Here is a 22,412-nt window from a genome sequence, read left to right on the forward strand (position 1 = left end):
GAGACCATTCATTTGAGCTCCATACATCTATTATAAGGATTTTTTATACGCTTTTAAATACTTATTTATGCAAAAATGTTAATTTAATGTTTTCTATTTGTGTAATGAATTTTATGCAACGCTAGTGATACGTATTGTTTTATGAGCCATTTCTTTACAGGATTCCTTAATACCATTTTCAATCCATGTTATTGTGATGGCATCAAAACCGCAGTTTAGTGCGATATGGTGAACAGTACCACAAATAACTGCTAAAAATCCCTAAGTCAAACTTAGGGATTAAATTTTGAGTAGATTTTTCCTGAAAACTGAACTTAAAACAGTGTTGAAATCAATAATAATAGTGCAACAACGATTACTTTGATAAACGCCAAGTTAACCTTGATTTCTGTTGGAAATACATCTGTTTTTTCAAGTGATGCCCATTTGTATTTATCAAGTTTAGGATCAGAGAAGTTCAATATCATTTTAAGCATATCTCTTTTACTTCTGTATCTAATAATACCGACTTCATCCCAAGATGAGTCGCTATCTTTTAAGAAAGTTCCTGTTACTTTGCTTAAAAATATTGGGTGACCTGCTCTTTTGAACAATTCCTTTGTTATACCTTTAGAATACATTTTATGTGCCTCTAATGGCGTCATACCTAATTCTTCATTGTATTCAGTCTTGAATTCCATTAAGTTGACCATATAAAATGATTTACCATCATCATCTTTACATAACTCTTTAAGGTCACTAATAATTTCTGATACATCATCATTACGTGATTCTTTTAATGAATGAATATACTCTTCAAGTTCATCCTTTGATAAGGGTTTCGTTTTTCCACCATACCAAAACAGAAAACTTAATGCTGAAACAAGAAAAAATATCATTCCATAAACTGACATATTTTGCGTCCTTTCTCTTCTTATACTTTAGTACTTATCCTAAAGCATTTCTTTTCTTTGCTATTAAGTAGTTTAGTCCTGTTAGAAAGATGATGGCTATATAAACATACATAAAGTACTGTCCATTAAATGCTGATGTTTGCATTTCAAGTACACCATTAAGTGATGCTGAAAACAGATGGTATAAATTGGCGATTGCATTAATCATCAAAACATAAGGTGCAATTTTTTTGGCTTTCCAAACAATTAATAAGTAAATTAATCCACTCATTAACTGCATTGCCCCTTGATAGTTCATTAACCACATAGTGTCTGGCGTTTGAGACATCTGAGCAATTTCAGCAGATGCATGCCATATATTAAATGTATGCATATAGGCTCTTATTAAATCATACCCTCCTATTAATGCCAAAACAATGACTGCTATTTTTAATGCTCTTTCTTTAGTAAACATATCTTATCCTCTCTTCTTTTTGTGTGTTACAGTTGTAACATTTGTGGTAATAGAATATACTAATAGAATAGAAATGGCAATATTAAAGGGTTAAAAAAAATAAGTTGTACAAACTGAGGAAAGGTGTAACAGATGAGAGATGCACAGAAAAAAGAATCAATCAACCTTATTATTGATGGTTTCTTTACTTTATTAAATGAAAAAGATTATTATGAAATTTCTATGTCAGAAATAGCTAAAGCTTCGATGGTATCACGAATGACATTGTATAGATATTTTGATTCAAAAGAAGAAATCTTTAACTTTTACATCAATATGCTATCTAATAGAATCAATGAAGAAGTTTATGAAGAAAATAAGTCTGGTATTTACATGTTATTATTAAAGAGAAATCAACTCTTATATAATAATGATTACTTAAAAATCGCTTTTAAAAATGTCGGTTCTAGGGAACTGCTATATAGAATATCTGAAAACAGTCGATTGGTCATATCTGATTATTTATCCTATAAGTCTAAAAATAGCAAGATTGTTTCCTTTGTTGCAGGCGGTATTTCAACGATAACAAAGGAATGGATACTAAGCGGAATGGAAACAACACCTGAAGACTTGACAGCTGAGATAATAGAAATAATGGATTTAATAATAGAGAAATAGAGTAAACGCTAACACTATTTATCTTTTTCGAACCCATAGAATTGTAATCAATATTTCGAACATAGTGTATGGTGAAAAACCGCAGTTTAGTGTGGTACGGTGAACCGTATCACAAGTAACGGTAAACACTTTGTTCAACGTTATAGAGTATGAATAGATGCCCCCTTCGGGATTATACCTGGTGGGGGTATAACTTTGGGTAATTATTGCTATGTTATGCAATTTAATTTCAAGTAATTGCTAAATAAGTAAGTAGTTCTGCCGATATTTATATATGATAAGAATGTTTAGGTGGTGACATATTGAGAATAGCTAATAACATTCAATCATTGAATGTGTTAAATAGACAAAAGATAAATGGTAAAAACACTTCAAAGGCGATGGAAAAACTATCGTCTGGTTTGCGTATAAACAAAGCTGCTGATGATGCTGCTGGTCTTTCTATAAGTCAGAAAATGCGCGCTCAGATCCGTGGGCTTAATCAAGCTAGTAGAAATGCGCAGGATGGAATATCGCTCATACAGACTGCTGAGGGTGCTTTGGGTGAGATTCATAGTCTAACTCAGCGTATAAGAGAACTCTGTGTTCAAGGAGCTAATGGAACGCTTACAGATGAGGATAGAGATAAGATTCAATTAGAGCTGGATGAGTTAAAATCAGAGATGAATAAGATTGCAACGAACACTGAGTTTAATACAAAACCGCTATTGGATGGGAGTTTAGAAGTCAAAGATATAGAATATGTTGAGACCAAAATCGTAGAAGAAACAATAATAGAAACGATCTATGAAACCGTAGTGGAGATGGAGGAGCAAACGACTATTAAAACAATAGTCGATAACTATTCAGTAAATATCGATTTGGATATGGGGCTAGTTGGTAATAATGAAAGTGTATCAATATTAGCTGGAGATGACAATGTTAGTATTAAGTTTAGCAGAGTTGATGATACGACGTTGAATGTAGCTATAGATGGAAACGGTAATAATCTTATCAGCAGTAATCTACAAGCATCCTCTGAAGCTACTACTTTAGGGGAAGTCACCTACGGAGGCACTGGCGGAGATAGTCTTTATAAGGTCATTCAAACCGCTGATGGCGGATTTGCAGCTGTTGGAAACTCTGGAACAGTAAGTGGTGATATTATAAATAACGATGGTGGCTCAGATGTTTGGGTGCTTAAGTTAGATGCTGATTTCAACAAGGAGTGGTCATATTCTTTAGGGACATCGGTTTCAGATAATGGTTATGATTTAGTTGAACTACCGGGAGGATATATTGGTGTTGTCGGAATGACTAGTGAAGTATCGCCATATAATACGGAGTCATTTGCAGCAGTAATAAATTATAAGGGAAATACTGCTATTTGGGACAGAACTGTTGGTGGTTTGAAAAATGATGCATTTACTAGTATAGAAATTGCCTCTGATGGCAACTTACTTTTGATTGGTTCGTCAAGATCCGGTGATGGTGATCTTAAATATGGTGATCATCCAACATACTTATCTTCAGTATTAAAGGTTGACAAGGATACAGGTACTTTAATTGATTCGAATTGGATTTATCCGGCTACTGGAAGTTTAACAACATATAATCATATCAATGATACTGTTGCAATTGGTAGTGGTGAGTTTATAGGCGTTGGAGCTTTTGGTAACGAACAAATGCTAATAGCATTTAAAGAAGATGGCAGTAAATTATGGACAAAAACATATGAAGAAGGCACTCTACACGAAGTAGGAGTAATGTCAGATGGATCGATTGTTACCTTGGGTGATTTTAATGATGGGAATCCCCTAGACAGTATGTATTCAAGAAAGTTATACTGCTATGATTCGTCAGGAAACCTTAAGTGGGATAAAGTGATTGATACCGTTGGTTACAATGATTATGATGTTGTTGACGGTTTCACTATAACATCAGATGATGAAATCTTCATAACATACAAAGATGATGTCAATAAATCAAAGAACTTTGTCTTTGACAAGGACGGCAATCAAACTTGGAGTAATACAGTTTTCAGTACGTCTGTTTACAACGGTGTATTAGCAATATCAAATGGTACAGTTGTTCAAGTTGGTTCAAAGAGTTCTGATGGATTAATTACGGGGTATTTACCTGCTGGTTTATTCCCTAACGAGATGATTATCACTGATGTACCAGCTGAATTTGGCGCACAAGACAAGAACATAAGTGAATGTATAATTGAGTTTGATACATCAGGTGGTGCACTTACAGCTAAGAAGATTGATATTACATTAGAACATGATGAAACAACCGTGACTATGGTAGAGGTTGAAAAGATAGTAGAAAAGCAAATCGAAAAGACTATCTCTAAAGAAATAGAAATACTACATAGCTTAAAAGAAGATAATGGAATATTGCTTCAAGTTGGTGCAAATTCTGGGCAAACACTTTCAGTATCTATTGATGATATGAGACCAGATGCTTTGGGCTTTGTGGATGATATGCCTAGAGTAAATCCGATTGAAATGGCTGGTGTTTCACTTACACTTAGCGATCAAGTACTTAACAGAATTAGTTCGCAAAGGTCAAAACTTGGTGCACAACAAAATGCATTGGAGCATGTGATAAAGAATGTTGATAATGCATCCGAACAACTTCAAGCAGCTGAGAGCAGAATTGATGATGTTGATATGGCTAAAGAAATGATGTTGCTAACTAAGTTTAAGATTCTTGAAGAAGCTACTAATGCTATGATGGCACAGAGTAATCAATTGCCTCAGGGAATACTGCAACTTCTAAGGTAAAAGCCTATAGGGTCAAAAAAACACACATAAATCCTGTGGGTACTAACAATATGATATGGGGGAAAAGGCATCATTCGGAGCCCCACACCCTTTATAGAGAGTCTAATTGTAGGCTCTCTTTTCTTATGCCCAAAATTAAAGGAGGAAACAACATGAATTACAATTACAAAGACTTTACTGATGAACAACTACTAAAATCTTTAGTAAAAGAAACACGAGCTGGAAGCTTCAAGCTGCTTTCGGAACATGGATTGGATGATATGATCTATGATCTAACACCACAAGAACTTATCCAAGTTGAAGGCATTGGTAATAAAACAGCAGAACGACTAGTTGCTTTACAGGAGCTTCTAAGACGACTTCATAGTAAGAGATTAAAACACCTTGGTTGTTCCATTAAAAGTCCAGCTGATGTCTTTAATCTTATGTATCCAGTGTTAGGTCATTTAAAAGTGGAAGAGTTCCATACGCTGCTGTTGAACACGAAAAATCACGTAATAGGTGAACCTATTATGATTTCAAGAGGAAGCTTGAATGCAAGTCTTGTAGATCCTAGATCTGTATTTCGGTTAGCAATAAAGAAAGCAGCCGCATCCATGGTCTTAGTCCATAATCATCCCTCAATGAATTCTGAACCTTCAAGAGAAGACAAAGCCATTACGGATCGCCTAGTTGAGGTTGGAGAGCTAGTTGGTATACAGGTATTGGATCATATTATCATCGGAAGCACTTACTATAGTTTCAAGGAGAACGAACTTATATAGTCCTTATCAGCGGAGAATATCCATTGGTAGGGGCTATTGTCATTTTACAAAGAAAGGAAGATTACTATGAATAGAAAGCAATTCAATGTTCAACTAAGGTTTATCATGCGTTATGCACACAAGATTTACAGAGAATCAAGTCTTGAATCATTCTCTGAATCCTTGCAGTTGTCTTGGGCAATAACGAGGTGTCAAGTCTATTTGAAACATACAAAAGTACGTGGCATTTCCTATCATCAGGATGTTGTCAGGAAACTTCTAGGTATGAATGCTGATGATTATCGCATAGATGTTGTGAGTGAGACTTCAAATCCTTATGATCCTAATGCCATTGCTGTTGTTGCAAAAGTAAAGTCAGAAGATAACATTAAGCAGCTAAAGCTTGGGTACTTATCAAGAGCAATCGCAACGGTAGCTAGTGCAGCCATGGATGGTGCTGGGGCATTAAGAATACTCCATTCAGATGTCACAGGACTTAATAGACCAAGGAGCAATTTAGGTCTAAATTTAAGCTATGTTGTAATAAATGAACATACCTAGATAATTAGACATTGAATCTTTTTCCACCATATACCTAGTATTTGAGACGGTATTATGTGGTGTTTATGCAGATAATTGAGGATACAAACTGGCGTTAGCTGATCAGCATATTATACACCCGAGCGACTCGTTCTGTGCTTCATTTACCTGAAATAATCCCTGAAGATGTTGCTATTATAGTAACGGTTAATCATTTCCTTCTGCTCATCTGGTAGCCTAGAAATAACATCATTATCAAGCGACAGTGGATGTAACTCCCTATTAGACGATATGAAGTGGTATCCAGTTTCTTTAATAATCAACTTGTGTCTCCTGATACGGTCATCATTGAATTTCTTGTAACGCTTAGGGTTGTTGATGTACTTAAGGGTATCAATGACATTCTTAGTAATGGTATTACTATATCCAAGCTCTTTAACAGCTGCTATGAGTTTCTTTGTTGTTGTTACTGGTCTGTCTAAGTGAAGTTCTGATATAACATCGCCTAGGTCTCTTACCTGCCTACTATAACTGAAAAGCTCTTCAACTGTAAAGAAACAATGTTCAGGTGTTGGATCATAAGCATTCATGATGTTGGGGGTGCTGATTATATTGGTGCTGACAATTGCTTCTCGCTTGTTAAGGAGTTTAACTCTATCCTTGTCATAAAATATCTCTACACGTAAAATTCTATATCCGAGTGGTAGATTGATGAGTTCGGACTGATTGTAATCAACTCTTGGAAGATTATGCTTTGACTCGATGTCTCGTTTGTGTTTGAGTTTGTCATATATCTTGACGTTGGTATGGCTATCTGCTAACAATTTACTGCTGTGAAAGTAGATTGTTCCTCGATCAACATATGTAGGGTCAATCTGTCTGTACTTTATCGAACTTTTAGATATAACTTTAATCCAAGCATTCATGTCCAGTTCATGGATTACGAAGTCAGCAAAGCACTCATATTGATACACATTCCAATACCTTATAAGACCAATATCATTAAGGTTGATGATACCATCAAGTAAACAATTCAGTCGTTGGTGTAGCTCTTGTAGATTACACGCCCATATGGATGCAATGTTATCACCATGATATAGTTTACCAAGATTGAAACTGATCTTAAGTATTCTGCGACCAAACATGTTTGGGAAGTAAACAAGGTCAATCCCGTTATGAGATAGGGAATAACCATTTACACCTTCTTCAACTATTCCCATAGAGAAATACTTCCAACCATGAACTGGTATAGGCTTATTAAGTTGTCTACCAATCTGAATTCTATCCCATGCCATTCACTACACATCCTTGTTAGTCTTAAAGCTAGTTAAACCAACGACTATATAACCCTTATATAATTAAAATCTAAGTAAAGTTAACGTATTGTTATAAGACGTAATCTCTACCTTCCTCCGTTGTATATCTGAATCTTTCAAACTCCTCAAGGAAACCATCAGAGATAGTTGTCCCTGTTCCTCCTTGAATCTTATAGTCAATGTATTTGCTTAAGTCAGACATAACCTCAGTAATAGCTTCACGCTTTGCACGATCTTTTATGTTTGAATCGAGCTTATGAATAAATGAGTAATAGAAGTCTTTTGATAAAGGGTCCAAGTCATCAACATACTCCTTCGAGTTTAGCTGATCGATAATCTGAACACTTTCGATTGGTTTCGCGATTATCTGTGGCGCATTCCAAGCATACTGACTGGGTTTAAGAAAGTAGGATAAGTCACAATCTAAGGCATCGGCAATCTTAATCAGAAGCTCGATTGTTGTTTCGTTACCTCTAGTCTCAATGAATGTAATTGAAGATCTCCCCATACCTATTGCATTAGCGAATTCTTCTTGAGTCATTCCAAGTTCCTTCCTACGTTTCTTAATCAGTTGACCTATGTTTAAGCCCTTAAGTATTTCATCATGTTTTGTCATATTTGTACCACCTTTTCTAGATTGTTGTTATTCACATTCTATCAGAATAATTCTGATATATCAAGAATAATGTGTTGACATTGGGAAATATGAGGTGTAATATTACATTCAAGATCACTCCAACAGCTCAGTAGCAATTCAAGAGTGTAGGGAGTTCTGCTTGTTCAGTCAGCATCATTAATCATGTTGCAGCATCCTACACTGCTTAATGACTTGAATGAGAACTCAGTGAAATCTTGATGAGGGGAGGAAGGGACATGCCTAAGAAACAATCTAGGAGAGCTGCTGAGACTGTAAGTTCATGTAATGAAATGGATTTTAACACACTTGAACTAATTAATACGTTGGTAAATGTTCTATCAACTAATTTAATAACAAAAGGAGATGATCTAAATGAAAAGAAGAACAGCGATATACGCACGTGTATCAACTGAAATGCAAGCCGAGGAGGGCTATTCAATTGATGCCCAAGTCAGTAACGCAAGAATGAATTGTAAAAGCTTAGGAAATGATGTCGTTGGTGTATATATTGACCGAGGCATATCTGGCAAAAGTATGGAAGCAAGACCAGAGTTTATGAGAATGATGAAGGATGCTGAAGCTGGGATCTTTGCTGAAATTGTTGTCTGGAAGTTAAACAGACTTTCACGAAGCCATATGGACTTACTTAAAATATACAACCAGCTAGAAGAATACGGAGTTAGCTTTAGATCCATAACAGAACCATTTGATACTGGGAGTCCAACAGGCAAACTTGTGTTTAATATGCTGGCAAGTATAGGCGAGTTTGAACGTGAAACCATTGTTGAGAATGTTAAGAGTGGCATGAGACAGAAAGCACTACAAGGTTTTCATAATGGTGGCAAAATGCTTGGATATAGGTCTGTTGTTGATGAAGATACTTCAAAATCTCAATTAACCATTATTGAGGATGAAGCATATGTTATTAGGTTGATTTACAGTATGTACGCTGATGGTAAAGGCGGCTACAAGGCTATTGCCAACTATCTTAATAGGAATGGCTTTAAAACCATTAAAGGCAACAATTTCAGTTTACATGCTGTTAGAGATATTCTCAGAAATCCAACATATGCTGGTAAAATCAGGTTCAACAAGTTCGTGGATTGTGCATCAAAGAAGCGCAAAGGAACTAATAAAGAGCTGATTGTTGTTGATGGTAACCATGAGGCAATAATTGATGAAGTTGTTTGGAATAAAGTGAAAAGCATCATTGATAAGAATACAGGTCGCAGATCCAAGATTCAGAAGGGAATATTACTACTATCTGGCTTGTTAAAGTGTCCTGAATGTGGTGCACCTATGGTTGCTGGTCGTTCAAGTAGAACTAGAAAAGACGGCACTAAGAAGAGATACACATTCTATCAATGCAATCGATTTAAAAGTTATGGCAGTGCAGAATGCCATGCTAATTCAGTAGGTGCTGATTATGCAGAAGTTACAGTGATTAAACGACTTAAAGACTTTGCATTCAATGAAGAAGTAATTGCTGAAGTTGTATCAAGAATTAACAATCAGATATCATCAAATGTTATTCCTCTAAGGAAAAGACTATCCCATCTTGAAACCGAACATCAGCAACTTAAAGGTAAGCGTGATAAGATATTTGAGCTTTATGAGGATGATATGATCAGTAGAGATAACTTGAAAGAGAGATTGGATGATTTAGATCAGAAACTAAATGAGAATTTGAGAATAACAACACATCTTAAGAGGCAGATAGACGATAATCTAATGACTCAGGAAGTACCGGTTGAAAGAGTTGTCGAGATCCTACAGAACTTTGGAAAACTGATGGATATATCAACAAGGGAACAGCAGAAGCTACTACTAAATTTAGCAATAGAGAAAATCACTGTAACAACAAATAGGGAAATAGACCAAATAGAACTTAGATTTGATAAACATCTACAAAAGAATATACATGATAATGCGGAGGTATCTTCAGATGAAGAGCCTCCTTTCTTTATGCCCTTTATTCTGAATGTTGATGCTGATTTAAGCGCTGAGCCCATTACAAATGACTTGATTAAGTGATAGAATTAAGCTATGAATGGTTATGCAAGATAAGTTGCAAGTAGGTGTTTACCGATTGAAATGGTACGCAGAACCGTATAGTAAATAGATCAATCTCCATACATTGAAGTCTGTATGGTTATTATGAAAAAGAAATTGAATTAGAAATAACCACTTCATATCACCAATAAACAGACAACACATGTGGAGTGTGTAAGTATGAATTTGAATTAATCCTTTGAATTGAAACAAATCGGGCTGATAAATTAACCACTTCTCTATTAAGGCTCTGTTCCGTTGGTACTTATTTAAAATGCTACTACACCCAAGTGAATTTAAGAATAAAAAATCCGACAAAACTTTTGAAATAACAGTGTTGTCGGATTTGTGTTTTAGTGATTTTTATACGTTGAATCTGAAAAGAATCACATCGCCATCTTTAACCAGGTATTCCTTACCTTCAAGACGTACGTTGCCTTTTTCTTTAGCAGCTGCCATGGAGCCTGCTTCGATCAGGTGGTCGAAGTGGATGGTTTCTGCACGGATGAAGCCGCGTTCGATATCTGAGTGGATCTTGCCAGCGGCTTGAGGTGCTTTTGTGCCTCTTCTGATTGTCCATGCTCTGATTTCTTGTGGTCCTGCTGTTAAGAAACTGATTAGGTCAAGCAGGTGGTAGCATGCGCGAACCAATTTGTCGAGTCCGGCTTCTGTGATGCCTAGCTCGCTTAAGAAGTCCTGTCTTTCTTCGTCGTCCAAATCAGAAAGTTCTTCTTCGATTTTAGCGCAAAAGGTGATGACTTCGGCGTCTTCTGTTGATGCGAACTCTCGTACCTTTTCAACGTACGCGTTGTGCGAACCATCATCTAAAAGGTCGTCTTCTGAAATGTTTGCTGCGTAGATGATCGGTTTGTATGATAACATATCAAGCGACTTTACAAATTTTTCTGAATCTTGGTCAAGCTCCATCGTTCTTGCAGAACGGCCTTCGTTAAGCAGTTCGCTGATTTCTGTAAGCAGTTCCATTTCCTTTTGAAGCGTCTTGTCTGCCTTAGCGGCTTTTCTTGTCTTTTCAAGTCTTCTTGAAATCATCTCGGCGTCTGAAAGGATCAGTTCGAGATTGATTGTTTCAATGTCGCGGATAGGATCGATGCTGCCGTCCACGTGAACGACGTTTGGATCGTCAAAACATCTTACGACATGTACGATCGCTGCGACTTCGCGGATGTGGGCAAGGAACTTGTTTCCTAGGCCCTCGCCCTTTGATGCTCCTTTTACTAGACCGGCGATATCATAAAACTCAATTGCCGTAGGTACGATTTTTTTAGAATCGTACATATCTCTTAGCACTTTCAATCGGCTATCTGGAACAGATACGACTCCGACATTTGGCTCGATGGTACAGAATGGGTAGTTGGCAGCTTCTGCTCCTGCTTGTGTGATCGCATTAAAGAGCGTGCTCTTTCCTACGTTTGGTAATCCTACTATGCCGAGTTTCATATTAATCTTCCTCTCTATTTTAAATCACGAAGTTTGGTCTATGTGATTTATCTAATTAGTCAACACTGTATTATAAACCATTTTGACTAAAATGCAAAGTAAGTTACTTTAACTATCGATTAATATCGGATCTTTTGATATTTCAACTGAATGTTGATGAAAATTCAGTTTAAGAAAAAGATAATGGGTAAGAAAGAAAAGATGAAGAGCTTCTTTGTTGACAACAAGAGGTGAATTACTGGTTTTGATCGCATAGTTGAGAGGAAGTTTGAAGGAGAGATTATGAAAAAAGTACTTAACGGCAACGAAGCAGTGGCTCGGGGGTTTTACGAGGCGGGTGGTCTTGTCAGTGCAAGTTATCCTGGCTCCCCGACGGTAGAAATCATTCAAACCTTGATTGATGAATACGATGAAATTTACGCGGAGTTTTCAATTAATGAAAAGGTGGCGGTTGAAGTTGGAATCGGCGCATCGATTGCCGGTGCCCGGACTCTAGTCGCCATGAAGCACGTCGGTGTCAATGTTGCGATGGATCCGCTAATGACCTTTACCCAAACCCCGATCAACGGAGGCTTTGTACTGATAAGCGGAGATGATCCTGGAATGTCCAGTTCTCAAAATGAACAGGACAACCGCATTCTTGCTAAGTTTGCGCACATGTGCGTGTTCGATCCGGGTGATGCAATGGAAGCGAAGGTGATGACAAAAGAGGCGCTTTCGATAAGTGAAACATTCGGACTCCCTGTGATGGTGAGGATGACCTCACGCGTTTGTCACTCAAGATCCATCGTGGAGCTTGAAGATCGTGTGGACAGAGTTGTTTCGGGATTTTCAAAAAAAATCGAGGATTACGGCATGATACCGCCGCACACCTTTAAAAAGCAGTATGAGATGAAAAACCGCATAGCTAAGCTACAAGACTTTATCGAGTCTTCCCCTATCAACAGGTTGGAAGATGATTACCGATCGGACGTCTTGATAGTGACTTCGGGACTGATGTATCAAAATTTGAAAGAACTGAATCTGAAACTTGACGTACTCAAGCTAGGAGTCGTTTATCCGCTTCCTATAGAGCAGATACGCGCCCTTAAAAAGCGGTATGCGCGAGTGATTGTGATAGAAGAGATGATGCCGTTTATAGAGGATGAGCTGAAGATCCACGGGATAGCCTGTGAAGGTAAGGAGTTCTTCAGTTTCACCGGCGAGCTGATGAGTGAGGCCATCCTAAAGGGTTTGGAAGGCGCAGGAGCCGTCGAAGCGAATGACGCGGAGGTGATTGAAGCTACTGAAACGGTCAACAGGTTCAGCATGTTCTGTGCCGGTTGCCCCCACCGTCCTGTCTTTGATATTCTTAAGAAAAACAAAGTAAGTGTGATCGGCGATATCGGTTGCTATTCCTTGGCGGTGCTTGAACCCTTCGAGCTTGTAAACACCATCATCAGCATGGGCGCATCCATTGGCATGATGAAGGGGATGAGCAAGGCTTATCAGATGGCAGAAAGACAGGAACCGCTTGTCGCAGTCATCGGTGACGGCACCTTTTACCATTCTGGAATGACCGGTATGCTCAATTTGCTGCATCAGTTGGATCCAGATTATAATCTGACCCTGCTAATACTAAACAACGGCACAACCGCGATGACGGGTGGACAACAGACTGCAAGCTCAGGCTACTATACGGATAAGTCGGATATGAAAGTGGACATGGAGACACTGATCAGATCTATGGGATTTGAACGGTTTAAACGTGTGGACCAGTTTGAGTATAAGGCTGCAAAAAAGGTGATTGATGAGGAACTGAAGTACGAGGGCTTAAGCATCGTCATGACGACCCGAGCTTGTGCGCTACAGTACAAGATTGTAAAGCCGCATTATGTGGTGGATCCGGACATCTGTATCGGATGCAGGTCGTGTCTGAAGACAAATTGTCCTCCGATACTGATGAAGGCGTACGAGGGGCATGATAAACTGAAATCGTCAATCGCAAAAGAGATGTGTGTAGGATGTTCTGTATGTGCGCAGGTCTGTCCTGTAGGCGCCATAAAATCATCAAGCGCCGGGGAGGTATAGATGAAAAGTTATAATATCATTTTAGCGGGCGTAGGTGGGCAGGGTCTGGTCTTGACGACCAAAATACTTGCCGAGGTCGCACTCAAAGCAGGCTATAGCGTTAAGACAAATGACGTGATCGGACTCTCACAGCGTGGTGGAAAGGTCTGGGGTAGTGTGAAAATGGATTCAGAGGTATTCTCTCCTAATATCGCAGTGGGTCAAGCGGATTTTGTCATTGGTTTCGAACCACTTGAGGCCTATAGGCACTGTTACTTTTTAAGAAAAAAGGGTACAATAATAGTAAACACACATAAAATACCACCAATCCCTGTGATGTTCGAGCAGGTTGCTTATCCAGAGGATATTTATGAGAAGCTGGATGCTGAATATGAGCTTGTGAAGATTGAAGCTGTTGAAGAAGCGATGAAACTAGGTAATGTGAAAGTCGCCAACACTTTTCTTCTGGGGGCGCTTGCTTCTAGGATGATGATCGATAAGTCGATCTGGATTGAGGCGATCAGTGAGAATGTGCCAAGGAAAACTGTCGAGGCCAATCTTAAGGCATTCGACGCGTATTTTGAAAAACAATAGGAGGTTAAAGCATGGATTTGATGAATAAGTTCAGTAAAGCGATCAACAAAGCATCAGAAAAAGCAGGAGAACTGACGCAACAGGCCAAGTTCAAAGTGGATGAGCAGAAGTTGAAGAATCAGATTTCATCTAAATACAAGCATCTAGGCGAAAAAATCTACTTCACTAAAAAGGAGAATTTTTCAAATGAGGAGTTGATGAACGCCATCGACCAACATGTAGAGGAAATCGATCTTTTAATGGATGCGCTTAAACAGTTGTCTGAAGAAATGGCAGCTATTCCTGAAGAAAAGAAACCAACGGTTGAAGAAGATATTGCTTCACTTTGTTGTGAGAACTGTGGGGCTGATTTAGTCGAGGGTGCGGCATATTGCCCGTCTTGTGGAACGAAAATAGAGTAAATGAAGACTAAAAGTTATGGAATGGCAGCTGTTGGCTTGCCATTCCTTTTTCTTGCGATTTTATCCATACTCGTATACACTAGTAAAAGATTGACTAATTGAAAAGAGGTGTATTCTATGAATCCAGTAGCATTTGAAGTATTCGGCATAGCGATAAGGTGGTACGGTATCATCATGGCGACTGCGATGTTGTTAGGTGTTGTCATTGCAGGTTACCGGGCCAGAAAAAACGGGTATGACGAAAATCTAATCATCGACCTTGCATTAATAGCCTTACCAGTCGCTGTAATCTGCGCAAGACTTTATTATGTGGCATTCGAGTGGGAGCATTACGCAGGTGATCTCATGAAAATCATCAACGTCAGAGAAGGCGGCTTGGCAATCCACGGTGGAGTGATCGGTGGTGTGCTGGCAGGTGTGATTTTTACAAAAGTTAAAAAGGTGAACACTTGGAAACTTGCCGATATCGCGGCGCCTTCTATAATACTTGGGCAGGCTATAGGCAGATGGGGAAATTTCGTCAATCAGGAAGCACACGGCGGACCGACCAACCTACCTTGGGGTATCATGGTGGACGGGGTGAAGGTACATCCTACATTCTTGTATGAATCCATCTGGAACCTACTTGTCTTTGCAGGTTTGTTACTCTTTGAAAAGCATAAGAAGTTTCATGGTGAGCTTATGTGCCTGTATGTCATCTTCTATTCGATCGGTAGATTCTTTATCGAAGGCTTAAGAACTGACAGCCTGATGATTGGACCGCTTAGAACTGCTCAGATGATATCACTATTACTGATCGTTGTCTGTTCGGGTATTATCTACATCGGTAGAAAAAGAGCGGGTGCCAAGCTTTAATCTTATTTTATATTTTGGGAAAATGTTTTCTTGACATTAAAAAAAAGCTTTGCTACTATTATAGTAACCTAAACGGTGTGTTACTGGTAAAGCAGGCATAAACCTATTGAGCAGATTCTCGGTATGTTTATGCTTTTTTTTATTGGAGGAACAAATGACATATGAAATCATAAAAGTAATGAATAACAATGTCATACTTGTCAGAGTCGAAAAAAGCAGTGAAGAATGCATGCTCATTGGAAAAGGTTTAGGCTTTGGTCGTAGAACAGGCGAAGTGATCACCACCGAAGAGGATAAGATCGAAAAAAAGTATTATGCGACGGATGAATCTGGAAAAACTTCTTATATCGAACTGCTTAAGCATGTAGATAGGGCGGTTATCGGGGTCGGCGAAGAATTTATCGCCGAAGCGGAGTCGGTTTTGGGCAAATTGAGTGAGCAAGTCCATGTCGTATTGATCGACCATATCGCTTTTGCCATTAATCGAGTGCGTGAGGATATGGTGATCGACAATCCCTTTCTATTTGAAATACGGACGCTATATCCAAAGGAATATGAACTGGGCTTAAAGGCGGTTGAACGAATCAACAGCGAGTTCATGATCTATCTTCCACCCGATGAGGCAGGCTTTATCGCACTTCATCTATATGCGGCAAGAAAAAACTCAGCGGTGAAAGACGCTGTGAAGCAAACAAGAATCATGACCGAGGTCATGCAGTATATCGAAAAAATAATGAAGAAGGATCTAAAAGCCGACGAATATGCATATATCAGACTGTTGAACCATATGCGGGGCGCTATCGACAGGTATCAAAAGGGGATTGAAACAGTCAATCCGCTGCTGAAGAGCATCAAGTCGGAAATGCCCATATCCTATAAGCTAGCAAAGCAGGTAGGTCAGTTCTTAAGGCAGGAGTTCAGTTGGGATTTCGGAGAGCATGAATTGGGGTATCTCACAATTCATATCGAACGGATCAGATCTATAAAAGAATAAAACGTGTAACTGTTAAATCAGGCATGAGTTTAAGGAATAAACCCCTTTTACTCATGCCTTTTTTAATCCCCCTTTACTGAAGGCGATTCATAGGGTGGGAGCATATAAACGTATCGTACAAAGCGACAGGGGGGACTTGGATCTTTGATTCGATAAGGTCATTATCATACTATTTGAAGGAGGAATTATTATTATGAGCAAAGTGTTAAACAGTTTGCAAAAAGTGGGTCGCGCGTTAATGACGCCGATTGCTGTGATGCCGATCGCAGCACTACTACTAAGATTCGGTGCGGGTGTACCCGGGATAACAGGTAAGTTTGCAGAAGTTATTTTAAAAGCGGGTGACGGTGTATTTGCGAACATGGCACTGATCTTCGCAATCGGTATCGCATTTGGTCTTGCAAAAAATAACCATGGTGCCGCAGCTCTTGCAGGTGCTGTAGGTTACCACGTTATGAAAAATGTATACGAAGTCATCGATCCTACAATCAACACAGGTGTCCTTGGCGGGATTGTGATGGGTATTGTCGCCGGTATGCTTTACAACAAGTATCATAATATTAAACTACCTGATTTCTTAGGATTCTTTGGTGGAAAACGATTTGTGCCGATTATCACGTCGGTTGTCGCAATTTTTATCGGTCTACTCTTCGGATTCATCTGGCCGGTCATTCAAGGCGGATTAGATGCATTTGGTAATGCGGTTGTAGGCTCAGGAGGGCTAGGCCAGTTCTTGTACGGTTTTTTAAACAGACTACTTATTCCTGTAGGGCTGCACCATGTTCTAAACTCCATTTTCTGGTTTACCCACGGTGAGTTTGTCAATACTGCGGGTGAAGTCATCAATGGCGACTTGTTTAGATTCTTAGCTGGAGACAAGACAGCCGGCGTCTTCATGACAGGTTTCTTCCCAGTCATGATGTTCGGTTTACCTGCAGCGGGCTTGGCGTTTATCAAAACCGCGAAGAAAGAAAACAAAGCAGAAGTTGTAGGCCTTGTAAGTTCAATTGCCTTAACTGCGTTTTTAACAGGAATTACAGAACCATTAGAGTTTTCATTTGTATTCCTTGCACCAGGCCTATACGTGTTCCACGCATTTATGACAGGTCTATCTCTGCTTGTGACGAACGCGCTTGGCATACTGCACGGCTTCGGATTCTCCGCAGGATTCATAGACTATGTTGTCAACTATAACCTGGCAACTAAACCGATCCTATTACTACCTATCGGTCTGATCGTAGGAGCCATCTACTATTCGGTGTTCGTATTTGCCATCACAAAATTTGACTTGAAAACTCCGGGAAGAACAGATGAATTTGCTGACAATGCAAAAGAAATAATCGAAAATCTTGGTGAAGACGGTGTTGCAAAAGCTTATTTAAAAGCCCTTGGCGGTAAAGAAAACATCAAGGAGATCGACGCTTGTATCACACGACTTAGACTTGTGATTGCCGATACGTCGCTTGTTAACGACAACGAGCTTAAAAAATTGGGGGCGTCTGGTGTGGTCAGACCTTCTAAAGACACTTGTCAGGTAATTATCGGACCAAAAGCCGAAATGATTGCCGAGGCGATAAGGAACCAAATGTAATTAAGTGGAAATTGGGAATGGCGACAACGATCGCCTTTCCCGATTTTTTAGGCTTAAAAAATTGCTGACAGCTATGAAGCTCTTGACACCAAGTAGGTGCCATACGATGACTTGGTGTGACGACCTTTATAGGTACTACTAGGAATTTGGATCGAAAATAACCAAATCAAGCTAGTAGACGCAAATGTTGAAGACAGAAAACCTTGACATTCTCAAGACAGCTATTAAAATGGGTATAGTACTAGTGTGCTATCCTATACTTGTTTAATGAATCAAGGTTAAAGCATGTACCCAAGGTACAATTTAAACTAAAATGAGGTGTTATCATGTTAGGATTTTTCAAAAAGTCAGTTGAAGTGATCAAGTATCCGATTGAAGGTACAAGGATTCCACTTTCCAGCGTACCTGACGAAGTGTTCTCAAAAAAAATGTTAGGTGATGGAACTGCAATACTCCCGCAAGGCTCAATAGTGAGCGCTCCTTGTAACTGCGAAGTGATTCAGATTTTCCCGACAAACCATGCGATCGGCCTTTTAACTGAAAAAGGTATTGAACTGTTAATTCATATCGGCATCGATACAGTTGAACTAAAAGGGAATGGCTTTAAGAGAATCGCATCTGTCGGTGACAAGTTAAAAACGGGAGATCCTATTGTTGAAATTGACAGAGACGTGATTTTAGAACAGGGTAAAAAGCTTGAAACTCCGATTATCATTACCAATATGGAAATAGTGAAATCCATCGACACTGAAGCAGGTGATGATGATATCATGGTCGTGGTGTTAAAATAGGAGTATTCAAAATGAGAACAATTAAAATTGAAAATCAAGTAGGTATTCACGCTAGACCTGCAAGCCAGATTGTCACTGCAGCTAAAAAGTTTGATTGTGAAGTGTTTTTGGTGAAGGCAGGTAAGGAATACAGTGCTAAAAGTATAATGAACATACTAAGCATGGCCATCGTACATGGTGATGTGATCGGTATACGTGCTCATGGGGCGAACAGTGAAGAAGCTGTTAATTATATATATGAACTTTTTGCGGGCATCAATCATTAAGGAGGTCACATGAAGGGCATCGGAATTTGTAAAGGTATAGCAGTTGGTAAAGTGGCGATTTATGACAATCAATTACCAGAAGTCCGTTCTATGACAGTGCAAGATGCACTCGCAGAAGTAGCAAGACTGGATGATTCGTTACTATCATTAAAGAAAAACATGTCAAATCGATTGAAATCAGCTGAGGAAAAAGGTCAAAAAGAAAAAAGAGAGATCTTTGAAGCTCACTTGATGATTCTGGAAGACCCAGAACTAACCAGTCAGATGAAAGACATGATCACAAGTGATTCAATAAACGCTGAACATGCCGTAAAGGCGATTTGCGATCAATTTGTCGCTATTTTTGAAGCGATGGACAATGAGTACATCAAACAGCGTGCGAATGACATCAAAGATATTCGCGATGAACTAATCAAATCACTATTGGGTATCGAGATGCATAGGGAATATGCACCTAATACCATTGTGATCGCCGAGGATTTCTTTCCCTCAGATATCCATTTGACTGAGGATGAACATGTCATCGGTTTGGTGGCAGAGGTTGGTGCCGAGACGACACACTTTGCCATATTGGCGAAAATTGGCGGGATCCCAACGGTCTTAGCGGTTGAGGAGTTGTTAAAAACCGTCAAAGAAGGGGATACGCTCATCGTCGATGGAGACAACGGCGAAATAGTCATTAATCCGGATGAGGAAACGATAGGCCACTATCTGAAGATTCAAGAAAAAATGAAGATCTTTGAATCTAAAATCAGCATCTATAAGGACAAAGAGACAGTATCAAAGGATGGCAAGCGTTTTGGCGTATACGCGAATGTCGCCAACACAAAAGATCTAAAGGCAGCCAATGAGAACGGAGCAGAGGGGATTGGCCTGTTCAGGACTGAGTTTATCTATATGGATAGAAATAACGAGCCGTCCGAAGCGGAGCAGTTTGAAATCTATAAGAAGATGATTCAGGGCATGAACGGCAAACCGGTTGTAATTAGGACACTTGATGTAGGTGGAGACAAAGAACTTCACTATCTTGGAATTCCTAAGGAAGACAATCCATTTTTAGGTTTCAGGGCTGTCAGATACTGCCTCACGAACATTCCTTTATTCAAAAAGCAACTTAGAGCGCTTTTAAGGGCATCGGTTTATGGCGAACTGCATATCATGGTTCCGATGATCTCTAATCTGGAAGAAGTGTTGGCGGTTAAGAAAATCGTTGAAGAGGTGGAAGTTTCACTTAAAGAAGAAGGAATTGAAGTCGGTGCCTACAAGCTTGGCATCATGATCGAAGTTCCATCTGCTGCATTCTTATCGGATGTTCTTGCACAATATGTCGATTTCTTCTCGATCGGAACAAATGACCTTATTCAGTATACGATGGCTGCAGACAGGATGAATAAGGCGGTTTCCTACTTGTATTCACCCTATATGCCGGCCTTTATCCGCCTTGTCGATACCGTCATCAGAAATGGCAACGATAAAAAGATTCATGTCGCGATGTGTGGCGAACTTGCTTCAAACCCTAGATTTATACCTCTGCTAGTTGGGATGGGGTTGAATGAATTCTCCATGAGCTCCAATCGAATTCTCGAAAGCCGCTATATCATTTCTAAATTGAATGTTGAGGAATGTGAGTTGTTAAGAGCAGAAGTTCTTAATATGGTGACTGAATCAGAAATCAAGAATAGGCTTGAAATGTTCTATCAGCAAAATTTGTATGAAGCCTAATTCATAAATTGCACACAAAAAAATCAAGTAGCACCCCACTAAATATAGTGGGGTGCTTTTGTTTTTCATACTATATGGCGAAAGCCTTGTAAATACTGAGGTTTCGCGCTCAAAAAGATCCGTACTCAACCATTATTTTCTTGTAACAAACCAAAAAGTAGGCTAAAATGAATATAAAGTGGTACAAAGTGGGGAGAAGTGGGTTGAAAATCACAAAAGTGGGGGTGAGGTAGTGTTTTTCGGTGAATATGATCATACAATGGATATCAAAGGCCGAGTAAGCATGCCTGCAAAGTTTCGTGAGAAGCTTACGGATACCTTCTATATCACCCAGGGGCTGGATACCTGCCTATTTGTCTTTCCAGAAGATGAATGGAAAAAAATCGAGGAAAAGCTCAAGGCGCTTCCTCTGACCAATAAAAACGCGCGGAATTTTGTCAGGACCTTCTTCTCAGGCGCTATGGAAGCCACACTGGATAAGCAAGGACGTGTGATGGTAAGTCAGAAGTTAAGGACTTATGCGAAGTTTGATAAAGAGATTACGGTAATAGGAGTCTCTTCAAGGATAGAACTATGGGCCAATGACGTATGGCAGTCTTATAACAGCGATGAAGCCTTAAGTTATGAGGAATTGGCGGAACAAATGTCGGAACTAGGAATATAAAGGAGAGTCGTCATGAAATTTGAACATGTATCGGTTTTATATCAAGAATGTATCGACGGCTTGGCGATAAAAGAGGATGGAATCTATGTTGATGGCACACTAGGTGGTGGCGGTCATTCCGGCGGCATTCTAGAGAAATTGACAACCGGTAGGCTGATTGGGATCGATCAGGATCCGGCAGCCTTAAAAGCAGCCTCTGATAAACTTGCAGAACATGGAGAAAAATTCATTCCATATAGAAGTAATTTTAGTGACCTAAATCATGTTTTGGACGATCTTGGCATAGCTAAGATCGATGGAATGTTGATGGATTTAGGTGTTTCGTCTCATCAGTTGGACACTCCTGAAAGAGGATTTTCGTATAATCACGACGCCCCACTCGATATGAGAATGGATCCGTCTGCTAAGTTCAGCGCCTTTGATGTTGTCAACACCTATACGGCTAAAGAGCTTGAGGGTGTGATCAAGGACTACGGCGAAGAGAACTGGGCGAGAAGGATCGCAATGTTTATCGTAGAAAAAAGACAGATTGAGCCGATAAGGACCACTTTTGAGTTGGTTGAGGTCATCAAGGCCGCTGTACCGAAAAAAGCAAGAATGGATGGACCACATCCGGCAAAACGGACATTTCAGGCGATCAGAATAGAGGTAAACCGCGAACTTGATATCATTTCTACAACCATCAAGGATGCCGCATCGAGGATGAATAAAGGTGGAAGGATTGCGATAATCACATTCCATTCACTAGAAGATAGAATTGTGAAAAACATGTATAGGGATCTTGCCAATGACTGTGTTTGCCCGCCCAAGGCGCCGATTTGCACATGTAATACGGTACCGCTCTTGAAGGTGGTCACAAGAAAGCCGATCGCTCCATCGACTGAAGAGTTAGAAGTGAATCCGAGATCAAGGAGCGCGAAACTTAGAGTTGCTGAACGAATTTAAGTAAAGACGAAGATAGATC

General features: G+C 39.4%; 20 protein-coding genes and 2 pseudogenes. 17 read left to right on the forward strand and 5 right to left on the reverse strand.

The window, feature by feature from the left end:
• Nucleotides 1-314: 314 nt before the first annotated feature.
• The gene (locus tag DWB64_RS16580) at nucleotides 315-893 is read right to left on the reverse strand and encodes a hypothetical protein (RefSeq protein ID WP_129489365.1); all 579 of its coding nucleotides are present in this window, start codon (nucleotides 891-893) and stop codon (nucleotides 315-317) included.
• 34 nt (nucleotides 894-927) lie between these two features.
• Nucleotides 928-1,347: a hypothetical protein gene (locus tag DWB64_RS16585; protein ID WP_129489366.1), complete on the reverse strand. Its 420-nt coding sequence runs from the start codon at nucleotides 1,345-1,347 to the stop codon at nucleotides 928-930.
• Nucleotides 1,348-1,479: 132 nt separating this feature from the next.
• Here DWB64_RS16585 and DWB64_RS16590 point away from each other — a divergent pair, with 132 nt between their 5' ends.
• The 5 genes and pseudogenes from DWB64_RS16590 to DWB64_RS16610 all read left to right on the forward strand — a co-directional run bounded on the left by DWB64_RS16590 (nucleotide 1,480) and on the right by DWB64_RS16610 (nucleotide 6,079).
• Nucleotides 1,480-2,004 (forward strand): TetR/AcrR family transcriptional regulator, encoded by a 525-nt coding sequence (locus DWB64_RS16590; protein WP_129489367.1) that lies wholly within the window; start codon nucleotides 1,480-1,482, stop codon nucleotides 2,002-2,004.
• 335 nt (nucleotides 2,005-2,339) lie between these two features.
• Nucleotides 2,340-2,663 (forward strand): annotated as a pseudogene (locus tag DWB64_RS16595) (hypothetical protein); the annotation flags it as partial.
• 1,860 nt (nucleotides 2,664-4,523) lie between these two features.
• Nucleotides 4,524-4,775, forward strand: a pseudogene (locus DWB64_RS19500) (flagellin); the annotation flags it as partial.
• Between the two features lie 152 nt (nucleotides 4,776-4,927).
• Nucleotides 4,928-5,539, forward strand: a complete 612-nt coding sequence (locus tag DWB64_RS16605; RefSeq protein WP_164980466.1) for a RadC family protein — start codon at nucleotides 4,928-4,930, stop codon at nucleotides 5,537-5,539.
• A 66-nt stretch (nucleotides 5,540-5,605) separates the two neighbouring features.
• Nucleotides 5,606-6,079 carry an HIRAN domain-containing protein gene (locus tag DWB64_RS16610; RefSeq protein ID WP_129489369.1) on the forward strand — a complete coding sequence of 158 codons (474 nt, stop codon included), beginning with the start codon at nucleotides 5,606-5,608 and terminating at the stop codon, nucleotides 6,077-6,079.
• A 143-nt stretch (nucleotides 6,080-6,222) separates the two neighbouring features.
• Here DWB64_RS16610 and DWB64_RS16615 read toward each other — a convergent pair whose 3' ends face one another.
• Both DWB64_RS16615 and DWB64_RS16620 read right to left on the reverse strand, forming a co-directional pair.
• A complete protein-coding gene (locus DWB64_RS16615) occupies nucleotides 6,223-7,353 on the reverse strand; it encodes a hypothetical protein (protein ID WP_129489370.1) in 1,131 nt (376 codons plus the stop codon).
• A 91-nt stretch (nucleotides 7,354-7,444) separates the two neighbouring features.
• A complete protein-coding gene (locus DWB64_RS16620) occupies nucleotides 7,445-7,990 on the reverse strand; it encodes a helix-turn-helix domain-containing protein (protein ID WP_129489371.1) in 546 nt (181 codons plus the stop codon).
• A 393-nt stretch (nucleotides 7,991-8,383) separates the two neighbouring features.
• Here DWB64_RS16620 and DWB64_RS16625 point away from each other — a divergent pair, with 393 nt between their 5' ends.
• Complete coding sequence (locus DWB64_RS16625; RefSeq protein ID WP_129489372.1) at nucleotides 8,384-10,045, forward strand: recombinase family protein; 1,662 nt, start codon at nucleotides 8,384-8,386, stop codon at nucleotides 10,043-10,045.
• A gap of 381 nt (nucleotides 10,046-10,426) precedes the next feature.
• Here DWB64_RS16625 and ychF read toward each other — a convergent pair whose 3' ends face one another.
• The gene (gene ychF / locus DWB64_RS16630; protein ID WP_129489373.1) at nucleotides 10,427-11,521 is read right to left on the reverse strand and encodes a redox-regulated ATPase YchF; all 1,095 of its coding nucleotides are present in this window, start codon (nucleotides 11,519-11,521) and stop codon (nucleotides 10,427-10,429) included.
• A gap of 282 nt (nucleotides 11,522-11,803) precedes the next feature.
• On the opposite strand from ychF, the gene DWB64_RS16635 reads away from it, so the two are divergent.
• The 11 genes from DWB64_RS16635 (at nucleotide 11,804) to rsmH (ending at nucleotide 22,393) form a co-directional block, all read left to right on the forward strand.
• Nucleotides 11,804-13,591, forward strand: coding sequence for a thiamine pyrophosphate-dependent enzyme (locus DWB64_RS16635; RefSeq protein WP_129489374.1), 1,788 nt, complete (start codon nucleotides 11,804-11,806; stop codon nucleotides 13,589-13,591).
• The gene (locus tag DWB64_RS16640) at nucleotides 13,592-14,164 is read left to right on the forward strand and encodes an indolepyruvate oxidoreductase subunit beta (RefSeq protein ID WP_129489375.1); all 573 of its coding nucleotides are present in this window, start codon (nucleotides 13,592-13,594) and stop codon (nucleotides 14,162-14,164) included.
• Nucleotides 14,165-14,175: 11 nt separating this feature from the next.
• Nucleotides 14,176-14,565 (forward strand): zinc ribbon domain-containing protein, encoded by a 390-nt coding sequence (locus DWB64_RS16645; RefSeq protein WP_129489376.1) that lies wholly within the window; start codon nucleotides 14,176-14,178, stop codon nucleotides 14,563-14,565.
• 117 nt (nucleotides 14,566-14,682) lie between these two features.
• Nucleotides 14,683-15,420, forward strand: a complete 738-nt coding sequence (gene lgt, locus DWB64_RS16650; protein ID WP_129489377.1) for a prolipoprotein diacylglyceryl transferase — start codon at nucleotides 14,683-14,685, stop codon at nucleotides 15,418-15,420.
• A 154-nt stretch (nucleotides 15,421-15,574) separates the two neighbouring features.
• Entirely contained in the window at nucleotides 15,575-16,414 is an 840-nt protein-coding gene (locus DWB64_RS16655) for a PRD domain-containing protein (RefSeq protein WP_129489378.1), read from the forward strand.
• A 193-nt stretch (nucleotides 16,415-16,607) separates the two neighbouring features.
• On the forward strand, nucleotides 16,608-18,005 hold the full coding sequence (nagE, locus tag DWB64_RS16660; protein WP_129489379.1) for an N-acetylglucosamine-specific PTS transporter subunit IIBC: 1,398 nt from the start codon (nucleotides 16,608-16,610) through the stop codon (nucleotides 18,003-18,005).
• Between the two features lie 326 nt (nucleotides 18,006-18,331).
• Nucleotides 18,332-18,796, forward strand: a complete 465-nt coding sequence (locus DWB64_RS16665) for a PTS glucose transporter subunit IIA (protein ID WP_129489380.1) — start codon at nucleotides 18,332-18,334, stop codon at nucleotides 18,794-18,796.
• Between the two features lie 11 nt (nucleotides 18,797-18,807).
• Nucleotides 18,808-19,062 (forward strand): HPr family phosphocarrier protein, encoded by a 255-nt coding sequence (locus tag DWB64_RS16670; RefSeq protein ID WP_129489381.1) that lies wholly within the window; start codon nucleotides 18,808-18,810, stop codon nucleotides 19,060-19,062.
• 9 nt (nucleotides 19,063-19,071) lie between these two features.
• Nucleotides 19,072-20,784, forward strand: a complete 1,713-nt coding sequence (gene ptsP, locus DWB64_RS16675) for a phosphoenolpyruvate--protein phosphotransferase (RefSeq protein ID WP_129489382.1) — start codon at nucleotides 19,072-19,074, stop codon at nucleotides 20,782-20,784.
• 232 nt (nucleotides 20,785-21,016) lie between these two features.
• Nucleotides 21,017-21,448, forward strand: coding sequence for a division/cell wall cluster transcriptional repressor MraZ (mraZ, locus tag DWB64_RS16680; RefSeq protein ID WP_129489383.1), 432 nt, complete (start codon nucleotides 21,017-21,019; stop codon nucleotides 21,446-21,448).
• Between the two features lie 12 nt (nucleotides 21,449-21,460).
• A complete protein-coding gene (gene rsmH, locus DWB64_RS16685) occupies nucleotides 21,461-22,393 on the forward strand; it encodes a 16S rRNA (cytosine(1402)-N(4))-methyltransferase RsmH (RefSeq protein WP_129489384.1) in 933 nt (310 codons plus the stop codon).
• Nucleotides 22,394-22,412: the final 19 nt, after the last annotated feature.

Origin of the sequence: Fusibacter sp. A1, assembly GCF_004125825.1 — a bacterium.
Classification (GTDB): domain Bacteria; phylum Bacillota; class Clostridia; order Peptostreptococcales; family Acidaminobacteraceae; genus QQWI01.